Source organism: Sphingobacterium sp. HJSM2_6 (genome assembly GCF_049316305.1).
GTDB lineage: Bacteria > Bacteroidota > Bacteroidia > Sphingobacteriales > Sphingobacteriaceae > Sphingobacterium.
This window is the reverse complement of sequence record NZ_JBMOXB010000012.1, coordinates 12,828-32,998: the sequence shown is the minus strand read 5'-3', so window position 1 is coordinate 32,998 and position 20,171 is coordinate 12,828. Positions and strand designations below refer to the sequence as shown.

The window sequence follows — 20,171 nt, the reverse complement described above, 5'->3', positions numbered from 1 at the left end:
AACAACTTGATAAATATAAAGTTTATTATTTTTTAATTAAGGCGTTATACATAATTTCCACCGGATGGTAAGACTTCCTTGCCAAGCCATCCTTGATCTGATGCCGACAAGAAGTTCCAGATGCAGCAATTAAAGTTGATTCTTCCGTTTTACGGATAGTAGGATAAAGAACCAATTCAGCCACTTTTTGTGACACTTCGAAATGTTCTTTCTCATAGCCAAATGAACCCGCCATACCGCAACAGCCCGAAGGAATTACCTCAACCTCATAATTCATTGGTAAAGACAATAAGCGTTTGGTATAATCCACTAGTTTAAATGCTTTTTGATAGCAATGCCCATGCAGCTTTATTTTTTGTACTTGCGCTGTAAATTGCTCCTGATGAATCCTTCCAGCATCCATTTCTTTCACTAGGAATTCATCGATCATAAACGTATGCGATGCCAGCGTCTTAGCTGCTACTTTCATCGAATCATCTACAAGATCCAAATATTCATCGCGGAAAGTTAATATGGCAGAAGGTTCAATACCTATTAGCGGGGTATCCCCAGAAATGATCTTTGAAGCTTGAGCTACATTTTTAATAGCAATTTCTTTCGCTTTCTTTACAAATCCTTTAGACAAAAATGTACGTCCGCTTTCCCCTATTTTTGGAACCAAAACTTCATAACCCAATGCAGTTAATAATTTGTAGGTTGTTTTTCCAATTTCACTATCGTTAAAATCTGTAAATTCATCGCTATATAAATACACCTTACGAGCGGAGGAAATCACTTGCTGTTTTCTTGCCCATACAGAAAATGGCGTACCTGCAACCGCTGGCAAAGAGCGCTCCGGCGCAAATCCAACCACAGACTTTATGATCGAAGAAGTAAATGAATTGGTTGCAAAGAAATTATAAATAGGTGCAACCATTGAACCCAATTTCTGCGATTGCGTAAAATTGGCAATCAACTTAGAGCGAAAGGAACTTCCGTTCGCATCGTAATAATGCTGTAAAAATTCGGCTTTCATCTTCGCGATATCCACACTGGAAGGACATTCAGTTTTACAGCCTTTGCAGCTTAAACATAAATCCATCACCTCCTTCAATTCCTCATGATCAAACTTATTCTGCTGCGTTGAATTGGTCAAAAACTGCCTCAACATATTTGCACGAGCTCGAGTTGTATCTTTTTCATCACGGGTAGCCATAAAAGATGGACACATCGTTCCACCACTAATTTCCGATTTACGACAATCGCCAGAGCCCGAACATTTTTCAGCTAAACGGAGAATGCTTTCATCTTTCGTAAAATCAAAGTAGGTTTTAATCCCTTTTCCGTCTTGCACAACATCATAGCGTAATTGCGTATCCATGGGTGGAGTATCGACAATCTTCTTGGCATTAAATATAGCATTTGGATCAAATATATGCTTGACTTCCAATAGCAAATGATAAACCTTCTCTCCCAATACTTTACCAATAAACTCCCCTCTCAACCTTCCGTCTCCATGTTCTCCACTCAATGAGCCATTATACTTCAACACAAGATCCGTCGTTTTTTCAAGTACTCGTCTAAACTGTTGGCGACCTTCATTCGTTTTTAAATTAATGAATGGTTCTATGTGTAATTCACCAGCTCCCGCATGTGCATAGTACGAAGCATGAATCTGTTCCTCCTGCAATAACTGCTGAACATCCCGTACATAATTGGGTAAATCAATAGGTGATACCGCACAATCTTCAATTAAATTGACCGGTTGGCTATCACCAGGTAAATTACGAATCAACCCTAAACCAGCTTTACGAACATCCCAAACTAAATTTGTTTTAGCTACCCCTGTGATAAAAGGATACGCGTAGCCTAATCCCAAGGCTTTCAACTCTTCGGTCAGTTTCGTCGCTTTATCATGAATTTCTTCACTGGTATTTCCTCTAAATTCAATAATTAATAAAGCTTCGGGATCCCCTTCAATAAAAAATCGATTATATTGGTAAGTTGGATGTCCTTTCGTGAAATCTAAAATATACTTATCCACTAATTCAGAAGCCTCAGGCTGATTTCTCAAGGCAACCACATTCCCATGCATACATTCCACCATATCGTTGAAATGAACACATAACAGGCCAATTTCACTTGGAGGTAGCGCCATTAACTGGATTTTCGCTTCCGTAATAATTCCTAAAGTTCCTTCTGATCCTGCGAGTATTTTACATAAATTGAATGGTTCCGATTGATCCATCAACACATCCAACGCATAACCTGTATTTCTTCTCGTAATATCTTTCTTTGGATATCCAGATTGGATAGCGTCTATATTTTCCTTATTCGTTAATAATTCGTTGATGGAACGGTAGATTTCACCTTCACGACCATGAGAGGATAATTTCTGAAAATAACTCTGTTCAGTCAGCGATTCAAACAATACTTCCTGTCCATTGTCTAATAAAACTTGAGCGCTCAATAAGTTTTGACGCGTATCTCCCCATACGATCGAATGCAGTCCCGAAGAATTATTACCGATCATGCCGCCAACCATCGCCCGATTTGCAGTCGATGTTTCAGGACCAAACATTAAGCCCATGGGTTTTAAATAAGCATTCAAATCATCCCTAATAACCCCTGGTTGTACCCTAGCCCATTTTTCGGCTACGTTTACCTCCAATATGTTATTGAAAAACCTAGAAATATCGATAACAATACCATCTCCTACCACTTGACCAGCCAAGGAAGTCCCAGCAGTCCTAGGGATTAAGGTTACGTGTTCTTCATGAGCAAATTGAATTAATTTTTTCAAATCGCCAGTTTCATGAGGGATACAAACCGCTAATGGTATTTGTTGATAAACAGAAGCATCAGTAGCATATGCTAACCGCATAGTTTGATGCAGACTTAAATTTTCATCATAAAACAATTCTCCAATTAGAGATTGAGCAAGAGCTTCTAATTTTAATTTCACAGACACTATAAGATAGATTGATAAACAAACTTACACATTGTTTCACAAAAAATAAGCTTGGAAACTCATTTAATATCCATTTTTAGGATGTTTAACAACTATTAACCATTATCGATACTAGGATATACCGATTGAACACTAAAATTTCTCTCTGAATAAAATTCTAAATTTAACTATAAATTTTGAATTTAATTCGGAATTACCGATATTCGCAAGCTATGGCAAAATTAGAATACTCCCTCGATCAGATTGACTTACAGATCCTAAGAATCATGCAAGATAACGCACGTACTAACAATGCGGATATCGCCCGTGAATTAGGCATGGCTCCATCTGCTATCCTTGAACGCGTAAAAAAACTAGAGCAAAAGGATGTAATCCTGCAATATAACGCAAGAATAAACCCTGCAGCATTAGATCAAAAAATGCTTTCTTTTATTTTTATCAAAACACAAGATATCATCGGAGTACAAAAAGTAGGGTTACTTTTAGCAGAAATCCCAGACGTATTAGAAGTTCACGACATTGCTGGTGAAGACGGGTACCTGATCAAAGTTAGAACCAATGATTCTGCAGGTTTGGTAGATTTAATGAGAAATACCTTAAGTAAAATTGAAGGAATTATCTCTACACGTACCACCATTGTTTTAGAAACAGTAAAAGAAGATAATAAATTAGTTATTCCGAGTAAAGATTAAGTAAGCATGGTTAAATCTGCAAGTCCGACTGTAGGAACAATCATATTTGCATACGCAGTAGTCTATATCGTATGGGGGTCTACCTTTTTCTTTATTGAGAAAGCATTACATGCTTTTTCTCCATTTGTATTGGGTTCCATCCGCTTTATTATTGCCGGCGCATTATTAATGGCCTATTGTAAGTTTAAAGGATATACCTTATACCTTAAAAAGCCCGTTAAGGATGCTGCCATGGTCGGATTTTTACTTCTTTTTATTGATATGGCTGCGATTATATGGTCCGAACAATACATTTCAAGTGCCATTGTATCCATACTATCCGCAGCAACTGCCATTTGGTTTATAATTCTAGATAAACCAAAATGGAAAGAAAACTTTTCATCAGTGCCCACGCTGCTTGGATTAATCTTAGGATTTATAGGTGTGTTGATGCTATTTGCCGAGCAGATTTTCGCTCCTGAAGCAGAGTCTGCACAAAGTGAAAATAAGCTGATTGCCATGATTGTCCTAACCATTGGAACGATTGGCTGGACAGTAGGATCTTTGCTCTCCAAATACAGTAAAGAAAATAAAAAGAAAAAAAATCAAGAAAAAGATCATCCTAAAAATCAGGAAGAAGATTTACATGTCATGGTCAAAACGGCTTGGCAAATGGTCGTTGCAGGAATAGCGTTTACCACCGTCGCTTTATTAAATGGGGAATATAGTCGGTTCCAACCCGAGCTTGTAGAACCTGAATATTGGGCAACTATGATTTATCTCGCTTTAATGGGGTCGATTCTAGCCTTTAGCTGTTACATCTTTTTATTACAAGTACGTCCTGCTACTGAAGTTAGTACTTACGCCTATGTAAATCCTATTGTCGCTCTAATATTGGTTCATTTTTTTACCGACCATTTAGTTAGTAGAATGCAAATCATTGGTTTGGCTGTCGTATTATTCAGTGTATTGCTTATGAATTGGAATTTATATGTCAACAGTTCCATGATTAAAAACTACAAAAGGAAACGTAAAATTCAAAAGCTTCGAAACATGGCTCCTAAGAGCAGCATCCCACGTATTATAGAAGTGGCTGAATTTGGGAAAAAGAAACCAAAAAATCCAAAAACAGAGCACAACCCAAATCAAACTCCAGATCTGAATCCTTAACTAATAGAAACTAATGTCCGCCATTCGTATGGTAGGAATCATTCACTTCTGGTAATTTGTTGGATTAGCATGAACAAAATAACCCAACTTTGAAGATCTTCAAAAAATAAACGGCTGGAACAATTGCTCCAGCCGTTTCATTTATGTATTCTACCCTAATTTTAATATCCTAATGCATCTACTTCTGCAAGATGCGTGTATGCATGAGTTCCAAAATTATCTTTCAGATTCAATTTGATTTTTTTCAAATATTGAGGTTCAATATCGAAAGTTTGCATAGCATCTTCAAACTGTTGCATCACTTGATTCTCAGCCAATGTGATCCAAGTTGTTCCATCTTTGGATCCTAAGATATCGAAAGTTTTAAATCCAGTAGAATTACCTTGACGTTTAGTCAACCCGATTTTAGTAACGTAAATCTCCCCAGCAAAGTCGATCTCTGCCCAATGTGGAAAATTAGGTGCTGCCGCATCGTATGGTGTATGCCAAAAGGTAGCTGTATTACCATCCACGATTGCACCAGGTACCCCAGTCGATTCTCCCGTATGAATGGAAGAAACCTTAGCTGTCCAACCTGTTTTTGCATGCGCTTTTTCGATTACTGCCGCAAGGTATAATATAGTACTACTTCCAGATCTAAATTTATAACCAATTGTATTATCTGCTTTCAATGCGAGCATATACTGTTTGGATAAGTCAAAATCTGTAGGATTGTAGGTGATAGTTAAATAGTCTGAATTCGTTGTCCCTGCTTTAATAACCGCAGAAGATTTATCGATGCTGTAACTTCCAGCTGGAAAAGGCAAATACGGTTCCAAGCCAGACAATTCACGCACTCTATTTACACTATCTAAGGCTAAAGGATCTTGAGTAAAAGTAACTTCAATATCTTCAGCAGGATAACCTACCCCACCATAATTTACTCGAAAAGCATCCTTACGCTCTTCAATTTGAGGAAACAAAACCAAGTCTTGAACTCCATTAGCTGCCTTTTGCACCGACAACCAAGCTTGCTCTCGGGTGTCATTATTCTCTTCATAGGTTGGCACATCTTCTTTACAAGAAGTTAAGCTGCACAATCCGAGACAAATTGCTATTATTGATTGATTAATTTTTTTCATAATGTTAAACTGATTAATATCCAGGAATTTGAACCAATTGTTTGTTTCGATCTAATTCCATTTGATGCCAAGGCATAAAGTAGTTTTTATCGTTCCATACGGCACGATTCACGGCCACTACACGCTTATGAAAACCAGGATCGCTCAAAGAAGTTCCCTTCGTCATATCCATTCCAGTAATTGCACCGCCCTGTCTATAACCATCTTGATCAGCTACTTTCCAACGACGAACATCAAAATAACGTTTACCTTCAAAACATAATTCTATACGACGTTCCATGCGAATTTCTTCACGTACCCTTGCTTGCGACAATCCACTTTCCAATGCTGGTAATCCTGCACGAGTTCTTACTTTGTTTAAGTAAAGTAATACATCCGCATGATTGGGTTGAGACTCATTCAATGCTTCTGCATAATTCAAGTACAGCTCCGACATACGAATCAACATCGCGGCTCTATTGGTTACACTCGGTGGATTAAAACCGTATCCAGGATGAAGATTTTTTCTTGCAGTATATCCAGTTTTAGGCCAGTCACGTGGTGCTCCATTTTTACCTGAGTTACCCGAAGAATAAAACTCTACACGAGTCATATTGGCTTTAGCAATCCCTGGTATGATCGATCCATTAAAAGTGATGTAAGCATAGAAACGGGGTTCACGATTGGTGTACATCGTATTTGTGCCATTCACATAATATTTATTTCCAGTAGAAGCATATGTGTTTTCATTATAACTGGAACTTTGACTAATGGTCAAACCATTATCCATTCGGAAATCATCCACCAACTCTTGAACAGCAGCCAAACCATTATATGGTGTTCCAACTACCGCTCTAGGTGCCGCATGACGCTCCCATTGCTCTCTTTGCGTATTTGGTCTAATCCACACACCTTCTTTTTGATAACCATCCCAGAACACATCACGAACCGAGTTAAAGGCGGTTTCATACGCATCTGCTCCCTGTTTAACAAATAAACCTTTGCCATTTGCTTCAGCCAAATCTATAGCAGCTTTAGCTTGAGTTGCTGCTACTCCCCACTTGGAAGCATCATAAGTTGGATTAATCAATTGTTTACCATCCAAATTTCTCCAATTGGACATATCGGTGTTTCCATTATACAATGGACTGGCATTAAACAAAGTTATTTCAGATTTCACTGCCTCTGCGACCATCTTATTAATTCGTCCCAATTGGGTACCATCAGGTGTATTGGTCGATAACTGATAGTGCTCCGCAGGAAGATCCACCAATGCTTCATCTATTAATCCCAAAACAAAGGTCACACATTCATCCCATGAACTACGAGGAATTTGATAATTGCTTGCAGCTGCTTCATCCACATTCATAGGCATGATAACAATAGGTCCATGCATTTTCATGACAGCCCAATAATAATAGGCTCTTAAAAATCGTGCTTCAGCTTTGTATTGTTTCACAAGAGTCGCACCATTCTCAGCCAATAGCAATTCATCACATTTATCTACATTATCGATAAATATTTGACATTGTCTTATTTTGTTATAGTACGTGACGTAGGAAGTCGTCACATTATCTGCCGACAAGGCGCCAGAGTTTTGTGCAAATTCCTGCCAATTGGAAATATCCATCTCATCTGTAATTGCTGACCAATAAAACCCATAAGGTTGATCCCAAACATCTTCGATAGGTGAATATAATCCTCCCCAATAATTCTCGGTTTGCGCACGATTGGAAAATATAGTTTCAATATTTAGTAAATTATCCGGTTGTGCGTCAAAAAATTTATCATTACAGCCTGTGAAAGTTAGTGACGATGCTGTCAATAACAAGGCTACTTGTATACTCTTATAATTTAATTTCATCACTAGTCTTATTTAAAGTTAAGTCTTAATCCCATGTTATATACTCTGGTAATAGGATAGACAACTCCTCTTCCATCGCCAATTTCTGGATCCCAGAAATCCCATTTTGATACGGTGAATAAATTATTTCCATTCACATACAAACGAAGTTTTGCCAATCCCAAACGATTCAACCAACCTTTTTCTGTAAAGTTATAGCCAAATTCTGCTTGTTTAAGACGGATATAGTCTGCACGGTTAATCCACCAGGTACTGCCATAATAATTGGTTGTCACAGTCTCATTTGTTGACAATCGAGGATATAGTGTTTCAGCATCTGGGTTTTCCGGATTCCAACGATCTAATAAACTTGTATACATATTTCCATAGGTAGCTCCTTGAGAAAATGGAGTTACGGAGAATCCACTAGAATAATTTAAATCCACCATTCCGGCTCCTTGGAAAAATAAGCTCATATCGAAACCCTTATAACCACCACCTAAAGTAATACCATAAGTAAGTAATGGTGTTGAACCATAACCTATAGCTGTTTGGTCATTTGAATTGATGATTCCATCACCGTTCAAATCTTTATAACGGATATCTCCAACACGCACATCACCTGCTTGAGAAGCTGAATTTGCAATTTCATCATCTGTTTTAAATAATCCTTGATCGATATATCCAAAACGTTGTGAAATACGATGCCCTTCACGATCTAAATATGGAAATGCCCAAGGTGGTAAATTATCTTTCACAACTCTATTGGAATTGTAATTCATAGTACCACGTGCCATAAAGAAACCGTTTTCCATTTGCTTATTGTATTCAAGCGTCAAATCAATCCCTTTATTTGCAGTTTCTCCAATATTTCTATAAGGCACATTGCCTGAGTTATAGCCAGAAACATAAGGAATATCCAAGCCACGCATTAACACACCTTCACGATCTTCTTTAAATAATTCCGCAATAAATTGCAATTCGTTGTTAAATAAATTGATTTCAAAACCAATATTATGTCTGAACGATGTTTCCCAGGTTACATCACCACGCAATAAAGATTCCGTATATCCGCTAAATCCACGTTGAGATCCTGGAAGACCAAAATTATAACCTCCTCCTTCTTGCGCATAGCGCGTCAAGAACAAGAAACGATCATTGGTATTTGAATTTCCTGAAGTACCATAAGAATACCGCAATTTCAAATGACTTATCGTTTCTTTCAATGGTTCAAAGAACGCTTCATTCGAAACAACCCATCCTAAACCGACAGAAGAGAATAATCCAAAACGATTATTTGGCGTAAAATTATCTGATCCAGAGTACGAGAAGTTGGTTTCAAATAAATACTTGGTATTATAGCCATAAGTAGCACGTCCTACTAATGTACGAGCGCGGTATGGAATTGCTTTGGTATAATTATCGACTCTAGTAGCCGCATCAGAGAAATCCGATTGATTAAATAATAACAATCCAGAAACATCATGTAAGCCAAACGAACGACCATAATTTAAGGAACCTTCCGAATACAAACGACGAGTAGAAGAGCGACCTAAACCAAAACTCAAATCAGGTGAACCTGTTTCTGTATTGGTTAAGATTAAATTCCCATCAGGATCTCTACCCTCTGCAAAATAAGAAGGCAAATTCCTGCTTCTAGTAAGTATGGATTCTACCGTAGCATCAAATGCAAACAATACATTGGCACTTAATCCTTCCGTAATAAACCCAAGTTGCTGAGTCAATCGCATATTTGAACGAACCACATTATCATATCGGTTATTAATACCCGATTGCGTTAGGGCTTTGTAAGGATTTTCAGTAGCTCCTTTTACAAAAGACCATTCACCTGTCGAGTATTGAACTGGAATCACATGAGGCGAAGTTTGTGTAGCGAGTGCGAAAATATAATCTCTTCCACGAGCGGGTTCATTAAAGTTTTTCAAATAACCGTTAATACCAAAATCTATTTTAGTATTAGGTGTTACGTTGACCGTTAAATTACTCGTGAAATTAAAACGATCTTCTTTTAATGCTGAATTGTAGTTTTCAATATCTGCCGTTCTAAACTGTCCGGTTTCATTGTAGTATCCTAAAGATAAGTAGTATTGTGCAATATCTGCTCCTCCTGTAATATTTAAGTTAGCCCGATTATTCGTGGCATTATTTTTAAACAACTCCTTATACCAATCCACATTCGGGTATAAATCTGGATCTTCTCCTGTACGATGTTTTTCAATGATATCTGGTGCATAAAATGCATTTTTACCCCGCATAGTAAGCCCTTCATTGAACAATTCCATGAACGTCGGTCCATCAACGAATTCAGGTAAATAGGTAAAACCGGTAATCCCCTGCTGTAGTTCGGCAGAAATTTGAGGCTTTCCCGCTTTTCCTTTACGCGTATTGACAATAATTACCCCGTTTGCTCCACGTGTACCATAAACGGCCGTTGCAGTAGCATCTTTCAATATCGTAAAGCTTTCGATATCCTCTGGATCAATATTATTGATATCGCGGTCAGGAACTCCATCCACAATCAATAATGGAGATTGTGGAGAACTGGCAAAAGTAGCTACCCCACGTACAAATAAATTTGCACCACCACTTCCGGGTCCACCACTTCGTTGAGTCGCCACTACCCCTGCTAATCGCCCCGCAATGGCGGTTGACAAGTTGGCTACAGGAACTTTTAGTTCCTCTCTTTTAATCGTGGCTTGTGAACCTACGTTACTTGCTTTTTTCTGAGTACCAAAACCCACAACTACAATTTCATCAATACCCGCCAAATCTTCCTCCAAGGTAACTGTAATGTCCTTCTGACTTTCAGTGACAGTAACTTCTTGGACAATAAATCCGACAAGCTTAAATGTTAGCACAGTATTGTTTGGAACTTCCGCGACAAATCGACCGTTTACATCTGTGGATGTAAACGCTTTAGTTTGTCCCTTTAAAGAAACCGTAACGCCTTGCAATACGTTTCCAGCGGCATCTTTAACCGTACCTGTAAATAAACTCTGTAGTAAATAAGCTTCTGAAACATCATACGAAGACAAAGTACGTTCATGAAAAGCAGCACTGGTACCTATTGGGTACATCTGACTTAACAATAAAGCAACAATGGATGCTCGACCATAATGAGGGAAATGCTTGACTGCAGTAACCCATGGTTTGTTAATTGGTTTACTTTTTTTCATCTGATAATTAGTGGTTTTTTTGATTATAATCGTAATTATACAGAGTAAATTTTAAATAAAAAACTGCAAACGTTTGCGCAATTTTAACAAACTTTTAACCTTATATTTAATGTTTAAATTAAGCAATCGTTTGCATGAATTTTTTTTAATTAACATATAGTTGTTTAACCACTTGTTTAATGATTAGGTATTATTTTATTAAATAAGTGGTTTAAACAGGATTAGGGTTAATAATTATACGTTTAGGTCTGCGAATTGAAAATATATCAACTGTAAATCCAAGCAAAAATGCACTTCAGCTAGCAAATTTAATTTATTGTGAAACAATAAATTAAACAGACTTATTGATATGCGCTGTTGTCACAATTACATGTAAAGAAGATATTTAATTTAAAATTTTGAAGAAATAATTTAGGGCCAGAGTTTCATTTGTAAATAAAATACACGAAAACAAGAGATTAAATAATGAAGCAACCCAATCTTTTTAAGCAAAAAGAAACCTCGTCAATCGCTTGACGAGGTAACCTAAAATAATCTATTGTGGCCAACCACGATAGATGTTTAATCCGTTTAGAATCCTATCGTTTGCCCATGATGAATTACAGCATTCTTTTTCACTACAACAATACCGTCACAAATCGTATATTCCGGAAAATCACCATCTGGTAAATGAATACCACCTTTAATTCGGACATCATTTCCTATGCGGCAATTTTTATCTAAAATGGCATTTTCAATATAGCAGCGTTCGCCAACTCCTATCGGTGGAGGTTGCTGACTGTTCGTCATTTCTACTACATCGGTAAGTTCTTCATAGTAATCGGTACCCATCATATACACCTTTTTAATCACCGATCCACTGCCTATTCGAGACCGAATACCGATGACAGATTGTTGTATTTTTTCTGCCAATAATATACAACCATCTGCAATAATCGTATTATTCAAGGTCGTACCAGAAACTTTCGAAGGGGGTAACATCCTTGCTCGAGTATAGACTGTTTCCCCAAATAAATTGAAGGATGGGATATCTTCTGTCAGGCCAATATTCGCTTCAAAAAAGGAAGAAATTGTTCCAATATCAGTCCAGTAATCATCGAACTGATAGCTTAATACTTTGCAATTATCAATAGCATCTGGAATAATTTCTTTACCGAAATCCATCCCTTTGTTTTCCGCCAATAAACGACGCATGACACCTTTCGTAAAAACGTAGATACCCATGGAAGCCAGGTAATTACGCCCTTGATGTTGCAATTCATCAGGTACTTCTGAAGTCCATTCAGGCAATAAATCCTTAGCTGGTTTTTCGATAAAAGACACCACTTCATTGACTTCATTGGATTTTAAAATACCAAAACCTGTGGCTTCCTTTGCCGTCACGGGAATGGTAGCAATGGTAATTTCTCCGCCATTTTTGACATGAAAATCGACCATAGCCGAATAATCCATCTGATAAAGTTGATCTCCAGAAAGAATGAGCACATAGTCATAATCTACATTAATTAGATTTTTTTGAGTGCGACGAACTGCATCTGCCGTGCCCTCAAACCAAGAATCACCTTCGCTCGTTTGTTCTGCAGCAAGAATGTCTACAAACCCATTACTAAAAATGGAAAAATTATAGGAATTTTTGATGTGCTTATTCAACGATGCTGAATTAAACTGGGTAAGCACAAAAATCTTATTATATCCTGAATTCAAACAATTTGAAATAGGAATATCCACCAACCTATATTTTCCAGCAATTGGAACAGCGGGTTTTGAACGCTGATCGGTAAGCGGATAAAGACGTGTACCTCTACCGCCGCCTAGTACAATGGAAACAACTTTATGCGCCATATCATTTAAGTAATTGATTATATAACTCGATGTATTTACTTGCCGATCGATCCCAGGAAAAATCTAATTCCATCGCTCGCTGCCTTAATAATTTCAAAATATCCTTGTTCAAGCATGCTCCTATTGCCCTATCTAGCGCTAAGGCTGCCTCTCTGGCATCCACTTCATCAAAAACAAACCCATAGCCATCTTCCGATAAATCTATAACCGTATCTTTTAATCCTCCAATTTTTCGAACCACTGGTATGGTACCATATTTCAATGCATACAATTGATTCAGACCACAGGGTTCTACTCGTGAGGGCATCAATAACATATCCGAGGCTGCATATAGCTGATGGGCCAATTGTTCATTATAACCAAAATATACTGCTAGATGTTTTTGATAAGCTGATTTCAATTGACTTATTTGTTCTTGAATCAGTTCATCACCTGAACCCAAAATAAATATATTTACCTGCCCATCATGCTGATCATATACAAGATTTACAATCTCCGCTAACAAATCAGCCCCTTTTTCTGCGGCAAACCGCCCTATATAACTGATTAAAGGTAACTCTGGATCAAGTTGATATTCTTTAGTTATAGCTAATTTGTTGCGATATTTACCTTCCTCTACGGTTTCTTTTTGGTAATTGGATGGAATTAATCGATCAATGGCAGGATCCCAATAGGCCACATCGATTCCATTTACAATTCCTGTACTTTTTCCGCGTTCATCAAAAAATAAATCTTGCAGTCCATTAGCTTCTTGATACAATTCGGTTAAATACCCTTCAGACACAGTCGTATAGGCATCACAACACTTGATAGCCGTGGCCAAAGGGTTAATCAATCCCCCCCAATCAAGCAGTCCCCATTTCCAAGTATCAAATCCTGGAAGAATAATTCCTTTATTCCAATTCATCCAACCTTGATATTGGCCATTATGCACTGTAAACACCGTTTTCACCGAAGCAAATACGTTGAATTCAGTACTATGCTTAGTCAAGAATGGAATTAAACCCACATGATGATCATGACAATGTATGATATCAGGTTGAATATTATTTACTTTTAAATAATGTAAGCAAGCATGCTGAAAAGCGATCCATTGCTCCGCCTCATCCGGATAACAATAGATTTCTGCTCGATCCAATAAATTAACGATTCGGATCAAGTATAAAGGAAATCCAAGTATATCCGTTTTCTCTTTTAAGACCTCATAGGTCAATGGATTAGAGCCTTGAAAAAAAGTTCCTTCAGCGACCAGATCAAATTCCTGTTCTTGCGTAAATTTACGATCGTAAAAAGGCATGATCAAGGAGGCGTCAACCCCCAAGTTTCTTAAATATTTGGGCAATGCCCCTACCACATCCGCCAATCCTCCAACCTTTGCGACTGGAAAACACTCTACGCTTAAATGGATAACTTTCATGATCCTAATTTTCTTTTAAATACTAAACCACTTAAAGGAGGCAAATCTATGACCATCGATTGCGATTGATTCATCCAATGAATTGCTTCCGCTTTAACGCTACTCCGAATACCAACTCCGCTCCCATGGAAAGACAGATCATCCGAATTGAGTACCAACTCCCACTGGTCCAAATGGGGTACTCCAACCCTGAAACTGGTCCGAACCACTGGTGTTAAATTTAGCACAATCAACAAATCGTTGTCTAGATCATGTCCTCTTCGGACATAAACAAACACACTGTGCTGTTGATCATTATTGTCAATCCAAAAAAATCCTTCTGGACTGAATGCCTTTTCATATAATGCAGGATACGTTTTATAAACTCGATTTAATTCTTTAACTAATTTTTGCAATCCGGCATGTGGTTTATACTGCAACAAATGCCAATCTAAGGATTGATTCACATTCCATTCGGAAGTCTGACCAAATTCACCACCCATAAAAAGTAATTTGGTTCCACTAAACGTATACATATAAAAAAACAAAGACCTTAGATTGGCGAATTTTTGCCAATCATCACCAGGCATTTTGTAAATCAACGACTGTTTCCCATAGACGACCTCATCGTGAGATAAGGGCAACATAAAGTTTTCTGTAAAAGAATAAACGGTAGCAAAGGTTAGTTTTTGATGATGAAAACTTCGATTGATCGGATCTTCTTTAAAATACGACAAAGTATCATGCATCCAACCCATCATCCATTTCATTCCAAAACCTAGCCCATTCTGAAAAGTGGCTCGGCTCACCCCTGGCCAAGAAGTAGACTCTTCGGCGATCGTTTGCACTTGAGGGAAATATTTGGATACACCTTCATTTAGTTCTTTCAAAAATGTAACCGCCTCTAAATTTTCATTTCCTCCAAACTCATTAGGCTCCCATTCGCCCTCTTTTCTAGAATAATCCAAATACAACATCGATGCGACTGCATCTACCCGTAAACCATCGATATGGTATCGTTCTAACCAGAAAAAAGCATTGCTGATCAAGAAGGATTTCACTTCATTCCTACCATAATTAAAAATGTAGGATTTCCAATCCGGATGATATCCTTTTTTAGGATCCTCATGTTCGTACAAGTGTGTACCATCAAACTGATAAAGTCCATGACTATCTCCCGGAAAATGCGATGGGACCCAATCTAAGATCACCCCAATTTGATGCTTATGGAGCTCATCAATCAATGCCATTAATTCCTGAGGACCTCCATATCGCGAGCTGGCAGCAAAAAAGCCAGTTATTTGATACCCCCAAGACGGGTAGTATGGATGTTCCATGACCGGCATGAATTCCACATGTGTAAACCCCATTTCTTTCACATAAGGAACCAAACGTTCTGCAAGTTCCAAGTAGCTGAGAAACTGATCTGGTGAATCTGCCTTTCGCATCCAAGACCCCAAATGCAATTCATAGACCGAAAATGGCCGATCTAGCGCATTCGTTTCCCGCCGGTTATACAACCATTCTGAATCTTCCCAGGCAAACCAGGTACTTGACACAATAGAAGCGGTACTAGGCGGTATTTCAGCCATTAATGCAAATGGATCCGCTTTTTCAAGCAGCTCTCCAGTATTAGATTTAATTTTATATTTATAAACCTCCCCATTTCCAAGGTCGGGAATAAATCCTTCCCATATCCCACTACTATCCCATCGAACATGCAAAGGATGGGAATATGGATTCCAACCATTAAAATTTCCTATGACGGATACTTGGGCTGCATTAGGAGCCCATACCGCAAAATAAACTCCTTTAATTCCTTCTACGATCAGTTCATGAGCACCAAATTTCTCATATAGTTTATAATGTCTTCCTGATTTGAATAAGGAAACATCAAAATCTGATAGTAAGGAGTATACTTGTACGGGATTTGTCATATGTAGGTTTATTTGTCCTATTGTTATTGAATAATCACTTTCTTAAAATCCTGTTCCACAGATACATAATTTAACCCTTCGGCATCTTGTTGAATGGCTAATTTTCTTCCGTCTACGGTAATTTGATTCACCTGAAAAGGTAAACCAATGAGATATAAATGAAAATCACTGAAATGTGGGGTATATAAGCCTTGCTCCCCTTGAACAATAGATAATGACATAGCTTGACAGTCCATCATCAAATGCTTTTCGGTGTAAACATCTTGTTCATACGCAAAAGTTTCGCCATGATCGACATACAAATAAGTTTCATGTTGCCCTAACGCATAATATAAAGTCAATTTCAAAGAATCCAATTTTCGTTCACCAGTGAATTGCATCACAGGAAATTCAGGAATTAAACTTCCGCCACGAACAAAAATTGGCATTTCATCCATAGGTGTAGCCACCGTATGTTCTTGTCCACCAACATACGCTTTTTGATTAAAATAATAATACCATAACCCTTCAGGCAGGTAAACAATTTTACTCACTTGACCAGGATGTAAAACTGGAGATACGAGGATATGATGTCCAAAACCAAACTCTTCTTCTCGCTGTAAATTTTTATCAATATGTTGCTCCAACAAGGCTATTGGACGCAAAATAGGTTCTCCATATTTATGCTGTAACCAAAAAGTACTGTAGATATACGGCAACAATTGATACCTGAGTTCTATAAATTTCTTACATATCGCTTCCCATTCAGGACCAAAACTCCAAGGTTCCCGATCCCGAGTATCTCCGGCAGAATGCACACGCATAAATGGTGAAAATACCCCAAACTGCATCCACCGCGTATATAATTCCCCATCAGGTTCTCCCGTAAATCCTCCAATATCCGTACCGCAGAACGACAAGCCAGACACCGACAATCGTTGTAACTGTAAAGTTCCTATTCTTAAATGTTCCCAAGTGGCTACATTATCCCCTGTCCAAACCGATGAATAACGTTGCGTACCTGCATATGCTGCACGCGTAATAGTAAAAGGTCTCTTATTTTTATATAATTTCTTTAACCCGTCATAAGTCGCGCGTACCATTTGCATTCCATAGATATTATGGGCTTTGCGGTGTGATCCACGGTTACCATCAAATTGATGCCGTACATCATCAGGGAAGGTCCCACGGCCAAAGACTGCAGGTTCATTCATATCATTCCAAAATCCAGCAACACCATCTTCAACGAGCCCTTTATATAAGGTTCCCCACCATTGGCGGACCTCCGGATTGGTATAATCGGGAAATTGACAACGTCCAGGCCATACAAATCCTTCCATAAAATAATCATCCCCACGTCGGCAGAAATAATTATTTTCCTGACCTTGTTTGAAAACCCAATAATTATCATCCACTTTAATCCCTGGGTCAATCATTACCACTGTTTTAAAGCCATTCGCTTGCAAGTCGGCAATCATTTTTTTCGGATCCGGGAAATAGCGCTTATTCCAAGTGAAACAGCGATAACCATCCATATAGTCGATATCCAAGTAAAGGGCATCGCAAGGAATTTCCCTTTTTCTGAATTCATAAGCTACTTCACGAACCTTATTTTCTGGGTAGTAACTCCAACGACATTGATGATAACCTATAGCCCAAAGTGGCGGCATATAATGTGTTCCGGTCAAACGATGATATCGTTTCACCACATCCATTAATTGTGGCCCATGAATATAGTAATATTGTAACTCGCCACCCTCCGACCAAAAGCTCGTCTGTGTCGGATTTTCTGAGGCAAAATCAAAGTATGTTTTAAACGTATTATCAAAGAATATCCCGTAAGCCTTTCCTTCGGTAACTCCTAAATAAAACGGAATGGTTTTATATAATGGATCTTGGTTGAAAGCATAAGAGTAGGTGTCAGAATTCCAGTTTTTAACCCTTCTTCCCCTTAGATTCAGATTGGAAGCTTTATCTCCAAGTCCAAAAAACACTTCATCTGCTTTCGCTTCTTTCGAACAATACACATAGTATCCACCAAAATCTGGATTTTCCTCCCAGTGCATCGCCGCTGAATCTGTATTGATTTGCTGATCCTCTTGTTCACCAAAAGAGATAAAGAAGTTTGACTTTTTGACAAAGCAAGTGACAGCACTTGTTTTTACCAGGTAGTACTCCTCATTCTCCTCCACTTCACAATGCACATAAAATTCTGTTTTAGAACTGATGGCATAAGAAAAATCAGCTAAAAAAACACCTTCAGGTGCCAAACGTACCCGAATAATTTCCTCTGTAAATACCTTAACTTCTACTTTAGAACGTCCGTCTGTAAAATAGAATGCACTCCCATCCTGCACATAGCCACTTACACGACTCAAAAACTGTTTTTCTATCCTTGGTAAATCGAGAACTGGGTTATTTACGTGTTGTATTCCGTCTTCCAACGAATCCGTGTGCGGTAAAAGGTCGTTCGCAAAATCTTCCTTTTTTGTAGTATCAGCCATAGTTATAAAATCATGATTAGTAAAGGACAAGTCTTAATTGTCGTTTTAAATTACAATATATTTTGTACAAAACCATTATAGATTAGAAAATAGTTAACCTTTAAGGAATAATTTGTCTAGGATTGCCTACAAGCGATTTTCATTGTTTAAACAGCTAAAAAGAAATGACCTTGTAATTATTTAAAATTTCTTATTTTTGTATTCCTTTTTAAATTCTAGCCCCAGTAAGGCTAGAGGGAATATAACATCATGTTTATAATATGAAATTATCACAATTCAACTTCAATCTTCCTGAATCATTACTAGCATCTGAACCTTCTGAACAAAGAGATGAATCACGTTTGATGGTATTACATCGTGAAACTGGTAAAATAGAACATAAAATTTTTAAGGACGTACTGGATTATTTTGATGATAAAGATGTCATGATTCTGAATAACACCAAAGTATTTCCTGCCCGTATGTACGGAAATAAAGAAAAAACTGGTGCTACGATCGAAGTTTTCTTGTTAAGAGAATTAAACAAAGAATTACGCTTATGGGATGTATTAGTAGATCCAGCTCGTAAAATTCGTGTAGGAAATAAATTATATTTCGGTGATGATGATTTATTAGTTGCTGAAGTTGTTGACAATACCACCTCTCGTGGACGTACTATTCGTTTCCTATTTGATGGTACTGATGAAGAATTTCGCAAAAACATCGAAATATTAGGTGAAACTCCACTTCCAAAATACATCAAAAGAAAAGCTACTCCAGAAGACAAATTCCGCTACCAAACAATTTATGCTAAAAATGAAGGTGCAGTTGCTGCTCCTACTGCAGGCTTGCATTTCTCTAGAGAATTAATGAAACGCCTTGAATTAAAAGGAGTAGATTTTGCTGAAGTTACCTTACATGTAGGCTTAGGAACTTTCCGTACAGTCGAAGTAGAAGATTTAACAAAACATAAAATGGATTCCGAGCAGTTTATTATTTCAGAAGAAGCCGCTCGTGTTGTCAATAAAGGTATAGATTCGAAAAGAAAAATATGTGCAGTAGGTACAACGTCTATGCGTGCTATAGAATCTTCCGTTTCTGCAGATAAGCATTTAAAAGCAGCAAACGATTGGACGAGTAAATTTATTTATCCTCCTTACGATTTCAGCATTGCAAATTCCATGATAACGAATTTCCACACCCCACAATCTACCTTATTAGTAATGATTGCTGCGTTTGCTGGTTATGAAAACACCATGAATGCCTATGAAATTGCGGTTAAAGAAAAATACCGTTTCTATAGCTATGGTGATGCCATGTTAATTATATAAGGAATTCCAAAATAGGATAAGCAGGTTTGTATTTACATAAAATACAAACCTGTTTTTTTTAGGCAATAAACCCTCCCTTTCCAAAAGACATACTATGCTTCCTATTAATTTTCTTCTCCATTTATCGAATTCATGAAATAGCGTAGTACACGTTCAATTTATTTAATCAGCTATTTCTGTATGGATTATTTTCCTATGGAACTCGAACGAGACTCCTTTGGATATTGTTCGGTAATTTTCAAATGATTTCCTAGCCAAATGCAAACGAGATC

11 protein-coding genes are annotated in these 20,171 nt (G+C 37.7%); 3 read left to right on the top strand and 8 right to left on the bottom strand.

Annotated elements, in window-relative coordinates; genetic code table 11:
* Positions 1-25: 25 nt before the first annotated feature.
* On the bottom strand, positions 26-2,944 hold the full coding sequence (locus ACFRAE_RS11595; protein ID WP_422797321.1) for an FAD-binding and (Fe-S)-binding domain-containing protein: 2,919 nt from the start codon (positions 2,942-2,944) through the stop codon (positions 26-28).
* Between the two features lie 182 nt (positions 2,945-3,126).
* Between ACFRAE_RS11595 and ACFRAE_RS11590 the strand changes: the two genes are divergently transcribed.
* Both ACFRAE_RS11590 and ACFRAE_RS11585 read left to right on the top strand, forming a co-directional pair.
* Positions 3,127-3,642: an Lrp/AsnC family transcriptional regulator gene (locus ACFRAE_RS11590; RefSeq protein WP_422797320.1), complete on the top strand. Its 516-nt coding sequence runs from the start codon at positions 3,127-3,129 to the stop codon at positions 3,640-3,642.
* A 6-nt stretch (positions 3,643-3,648) separates the two neighbouring features.
* Positions 3,649-4,791 carry an EamA family transporter gene (locus ACFRAE_RS11585; protein ID WP_422797319.1) on the top strand — a complete coding sequence of 381 codons (1,143 nt, stop codon included), beginning with the start codon at positions 3,649-3,651 and terminating at the stop codon, positions 4,789-4,791.
* Positions 4,792-4,952: 161 nt separating this feature from the next.
* On the opposite strand, the gene ACFRAE_RS11580 is transcribed toward ACFRAE_RS11585, so the two are convergent.
* The 7 genes from ACFRAE_RS11580 to ACFRAE_RS11550 all read right to left on the bottom strand — a co-directional run bounded on the left by ACFRAE_RS11580 (position 4,953) and on the right by ACFRAE_RS11550 (position 18,589).
* Positions 4,953-5,912 (bottom strand): discoidin domain-containing protein, encoded by a 960-nt coding sequence (locus ACFRAE_RS11580; RefSeq protein WP_422797318.1) that lies wholly within the window; start codon positions 5,910-5,912, stop codon positions 4,953-4,955.
* 13 nt (positions 5,913-5,925) lie between these two features.
* Positions 5,926-7,755, bottom strand: coding sequence for a RagB/SusD family nutrient uptake outer membrane protein (locus ACFRAE_RS11575; RefSeq protein ID WP_422797317.1), 1,830 nt, complete (start codon positions 7,753-7,755; stop codon positions 5,926-5,928).
* An 8-nt stretch (positions 7,756-7,763) separates the two neighbouring features.
* Positions 7,764-10,931 (bottom strand): SusC/RagA family TonB-linked outer membrane protein, encoded by a 3,168-nt coding sequence (locus tag ACFRAE_RS11570; RefSeq protein ID WP_422797316.1) that lies wholly within the window; start codon positions 10,929-10,931, stop codon positions 7,764-7,766.
* Positions 10,932-11,501: 570 nt separating this feature from the next.
* Positions 11,502-12,773, bottom strand: a complete 1,272-nt coding sequence (locus ACFRAE_RS11565; RefSeq protein ID WP_422797315.1) for a glucose-1-phosphate adenylyltransferase — start codon at positions 12,771-12,773, stop codon at positions 11,502-11,504.
* 1 nt (position 12,774) lies between these two features.
* Positions 12,775-14,190, bottom strand: coding sequence for a glycogen synthase (locus tag ACFRAE_RS11560; RefSeq protein WP_422797314.1), 1,416 nt, complete (start codon positions 14,188-14,190; stop codon positions 12,775-12,777).
* Complete coding sequence (glgB, locus tag ACFRAE_RS11555) at positions 14,187-16,106, bottom strand: 1,4-alpha-glucan branching protein GlgB (RefSeq protein ID WP_422797313.1); 1,920 nt, start codon at positions 16,104-16,106, stop codon at positions 14,187-14,189. Before glgB ends, ACFRAE_RS11560 begins: the two co-directional genes overlap by 4 nt.
* Positions 16,107-16,129: 23 nt before the next feature.
* On the bottom strand, positions 16,130-18,589 hold the full coding sequence (locus tag ACFRAE_RS11550; RefSeq protein ID WP_422797312.1) for a glycoside hydrolase family 31 protein: 2,460 nt from the start codon (positions 18,587-18,589) through the stop codon (positions 16,130-16,132).
* A gap of 260 nt (positions 18,590-18,849) precedes the next feature.
* On the opposite strand from ACFRAE_RS11550, the gene queA reads away from it, so the two are divergent.
* The gene (gene queA, locus ACFRAE_RS11545; RefSeq protein WP_422797311.1) at positions 18,850-19,899 is read left to right on the top strand and encodes a tRNA preQ1(34) S-adenosylmethionine ribosyltransferase-isomerase QueA; all 1,050 of its coding nucleotides are present in this window, start codon (positions 18,850-18,852) and stop codon (positions 19,897-19,899) included.
* Positions 19,900-20,171 lie beyond the last annotated feature (272 nt).

Excerpts from the sequence above, each read along its gene's own strand:
- queA (WP_422797311.1), top strand. The coding sequence starts at position 18,850 with ATGAAATTATCACAATTCAACTTCAATCTTCCTGAATCATTACTAGCA.
- ACFRAE_RS11560 (WP_422797314.1), bottom strand. The coding sequence starts at position 14,190 with ATGAAAGTTATCCATTTAAGCGTAGAGTGTTTTCCAGTCGCAAAGGTT.
- ACFRAE_RS11565 (WP_422797315.1), bottom strand. The coding sequence starts at position 12,773 with ATGGCGCATAAAGTTGTTTCCATTGTACTAGGCGGCGGTAGAGGTACA.
- ACFRAE_RS11570 (WP_422797316.1), bottom strand. The coding sequence starts at position 10,931 with ATGAAAAAAAGTAAACCAATTAACAAACCATGGGTTACTGCAGTCAAG.
- ACFRAE_RS11580 (WP_422797318.1), bottom strand. The coding sequence starts at position 5,912 with ATGAAAAAAATTAATCAATCAATAATAGCAATTTGTCTCGGATTGTGC.
- ACFRAE_RS11575 (WP_422797317.1), bottom strand. The coding sequence starts at position 7,755 with ATGAAATTAAATTATAAGAGTATACAAGTAGCCTTGTTATTGACAGCA.
- ACFRAE_RS11585 (WP_422797319.1), top strand. The coding sequence starts at position 3,649 with ATGGTTAAATCTGCAAGTCCGACTGTAGGAACAATCATATTTGCATAC.
- ACFRAE_RS11550 (WP_422797312.1), bottom strand. The coding sequence starts at position 18,589 with ATGGCTGATACTACAAAAAAGGAAGATTTTGCGAACGACCTTTTACCG.
- glgB (WP_422797313.1), bottom strand. The coding sequence starts at position 16,106 with ATGACAAATCCCGTACAAGTATACTCCTTACTATCAGATTTTGATGTT.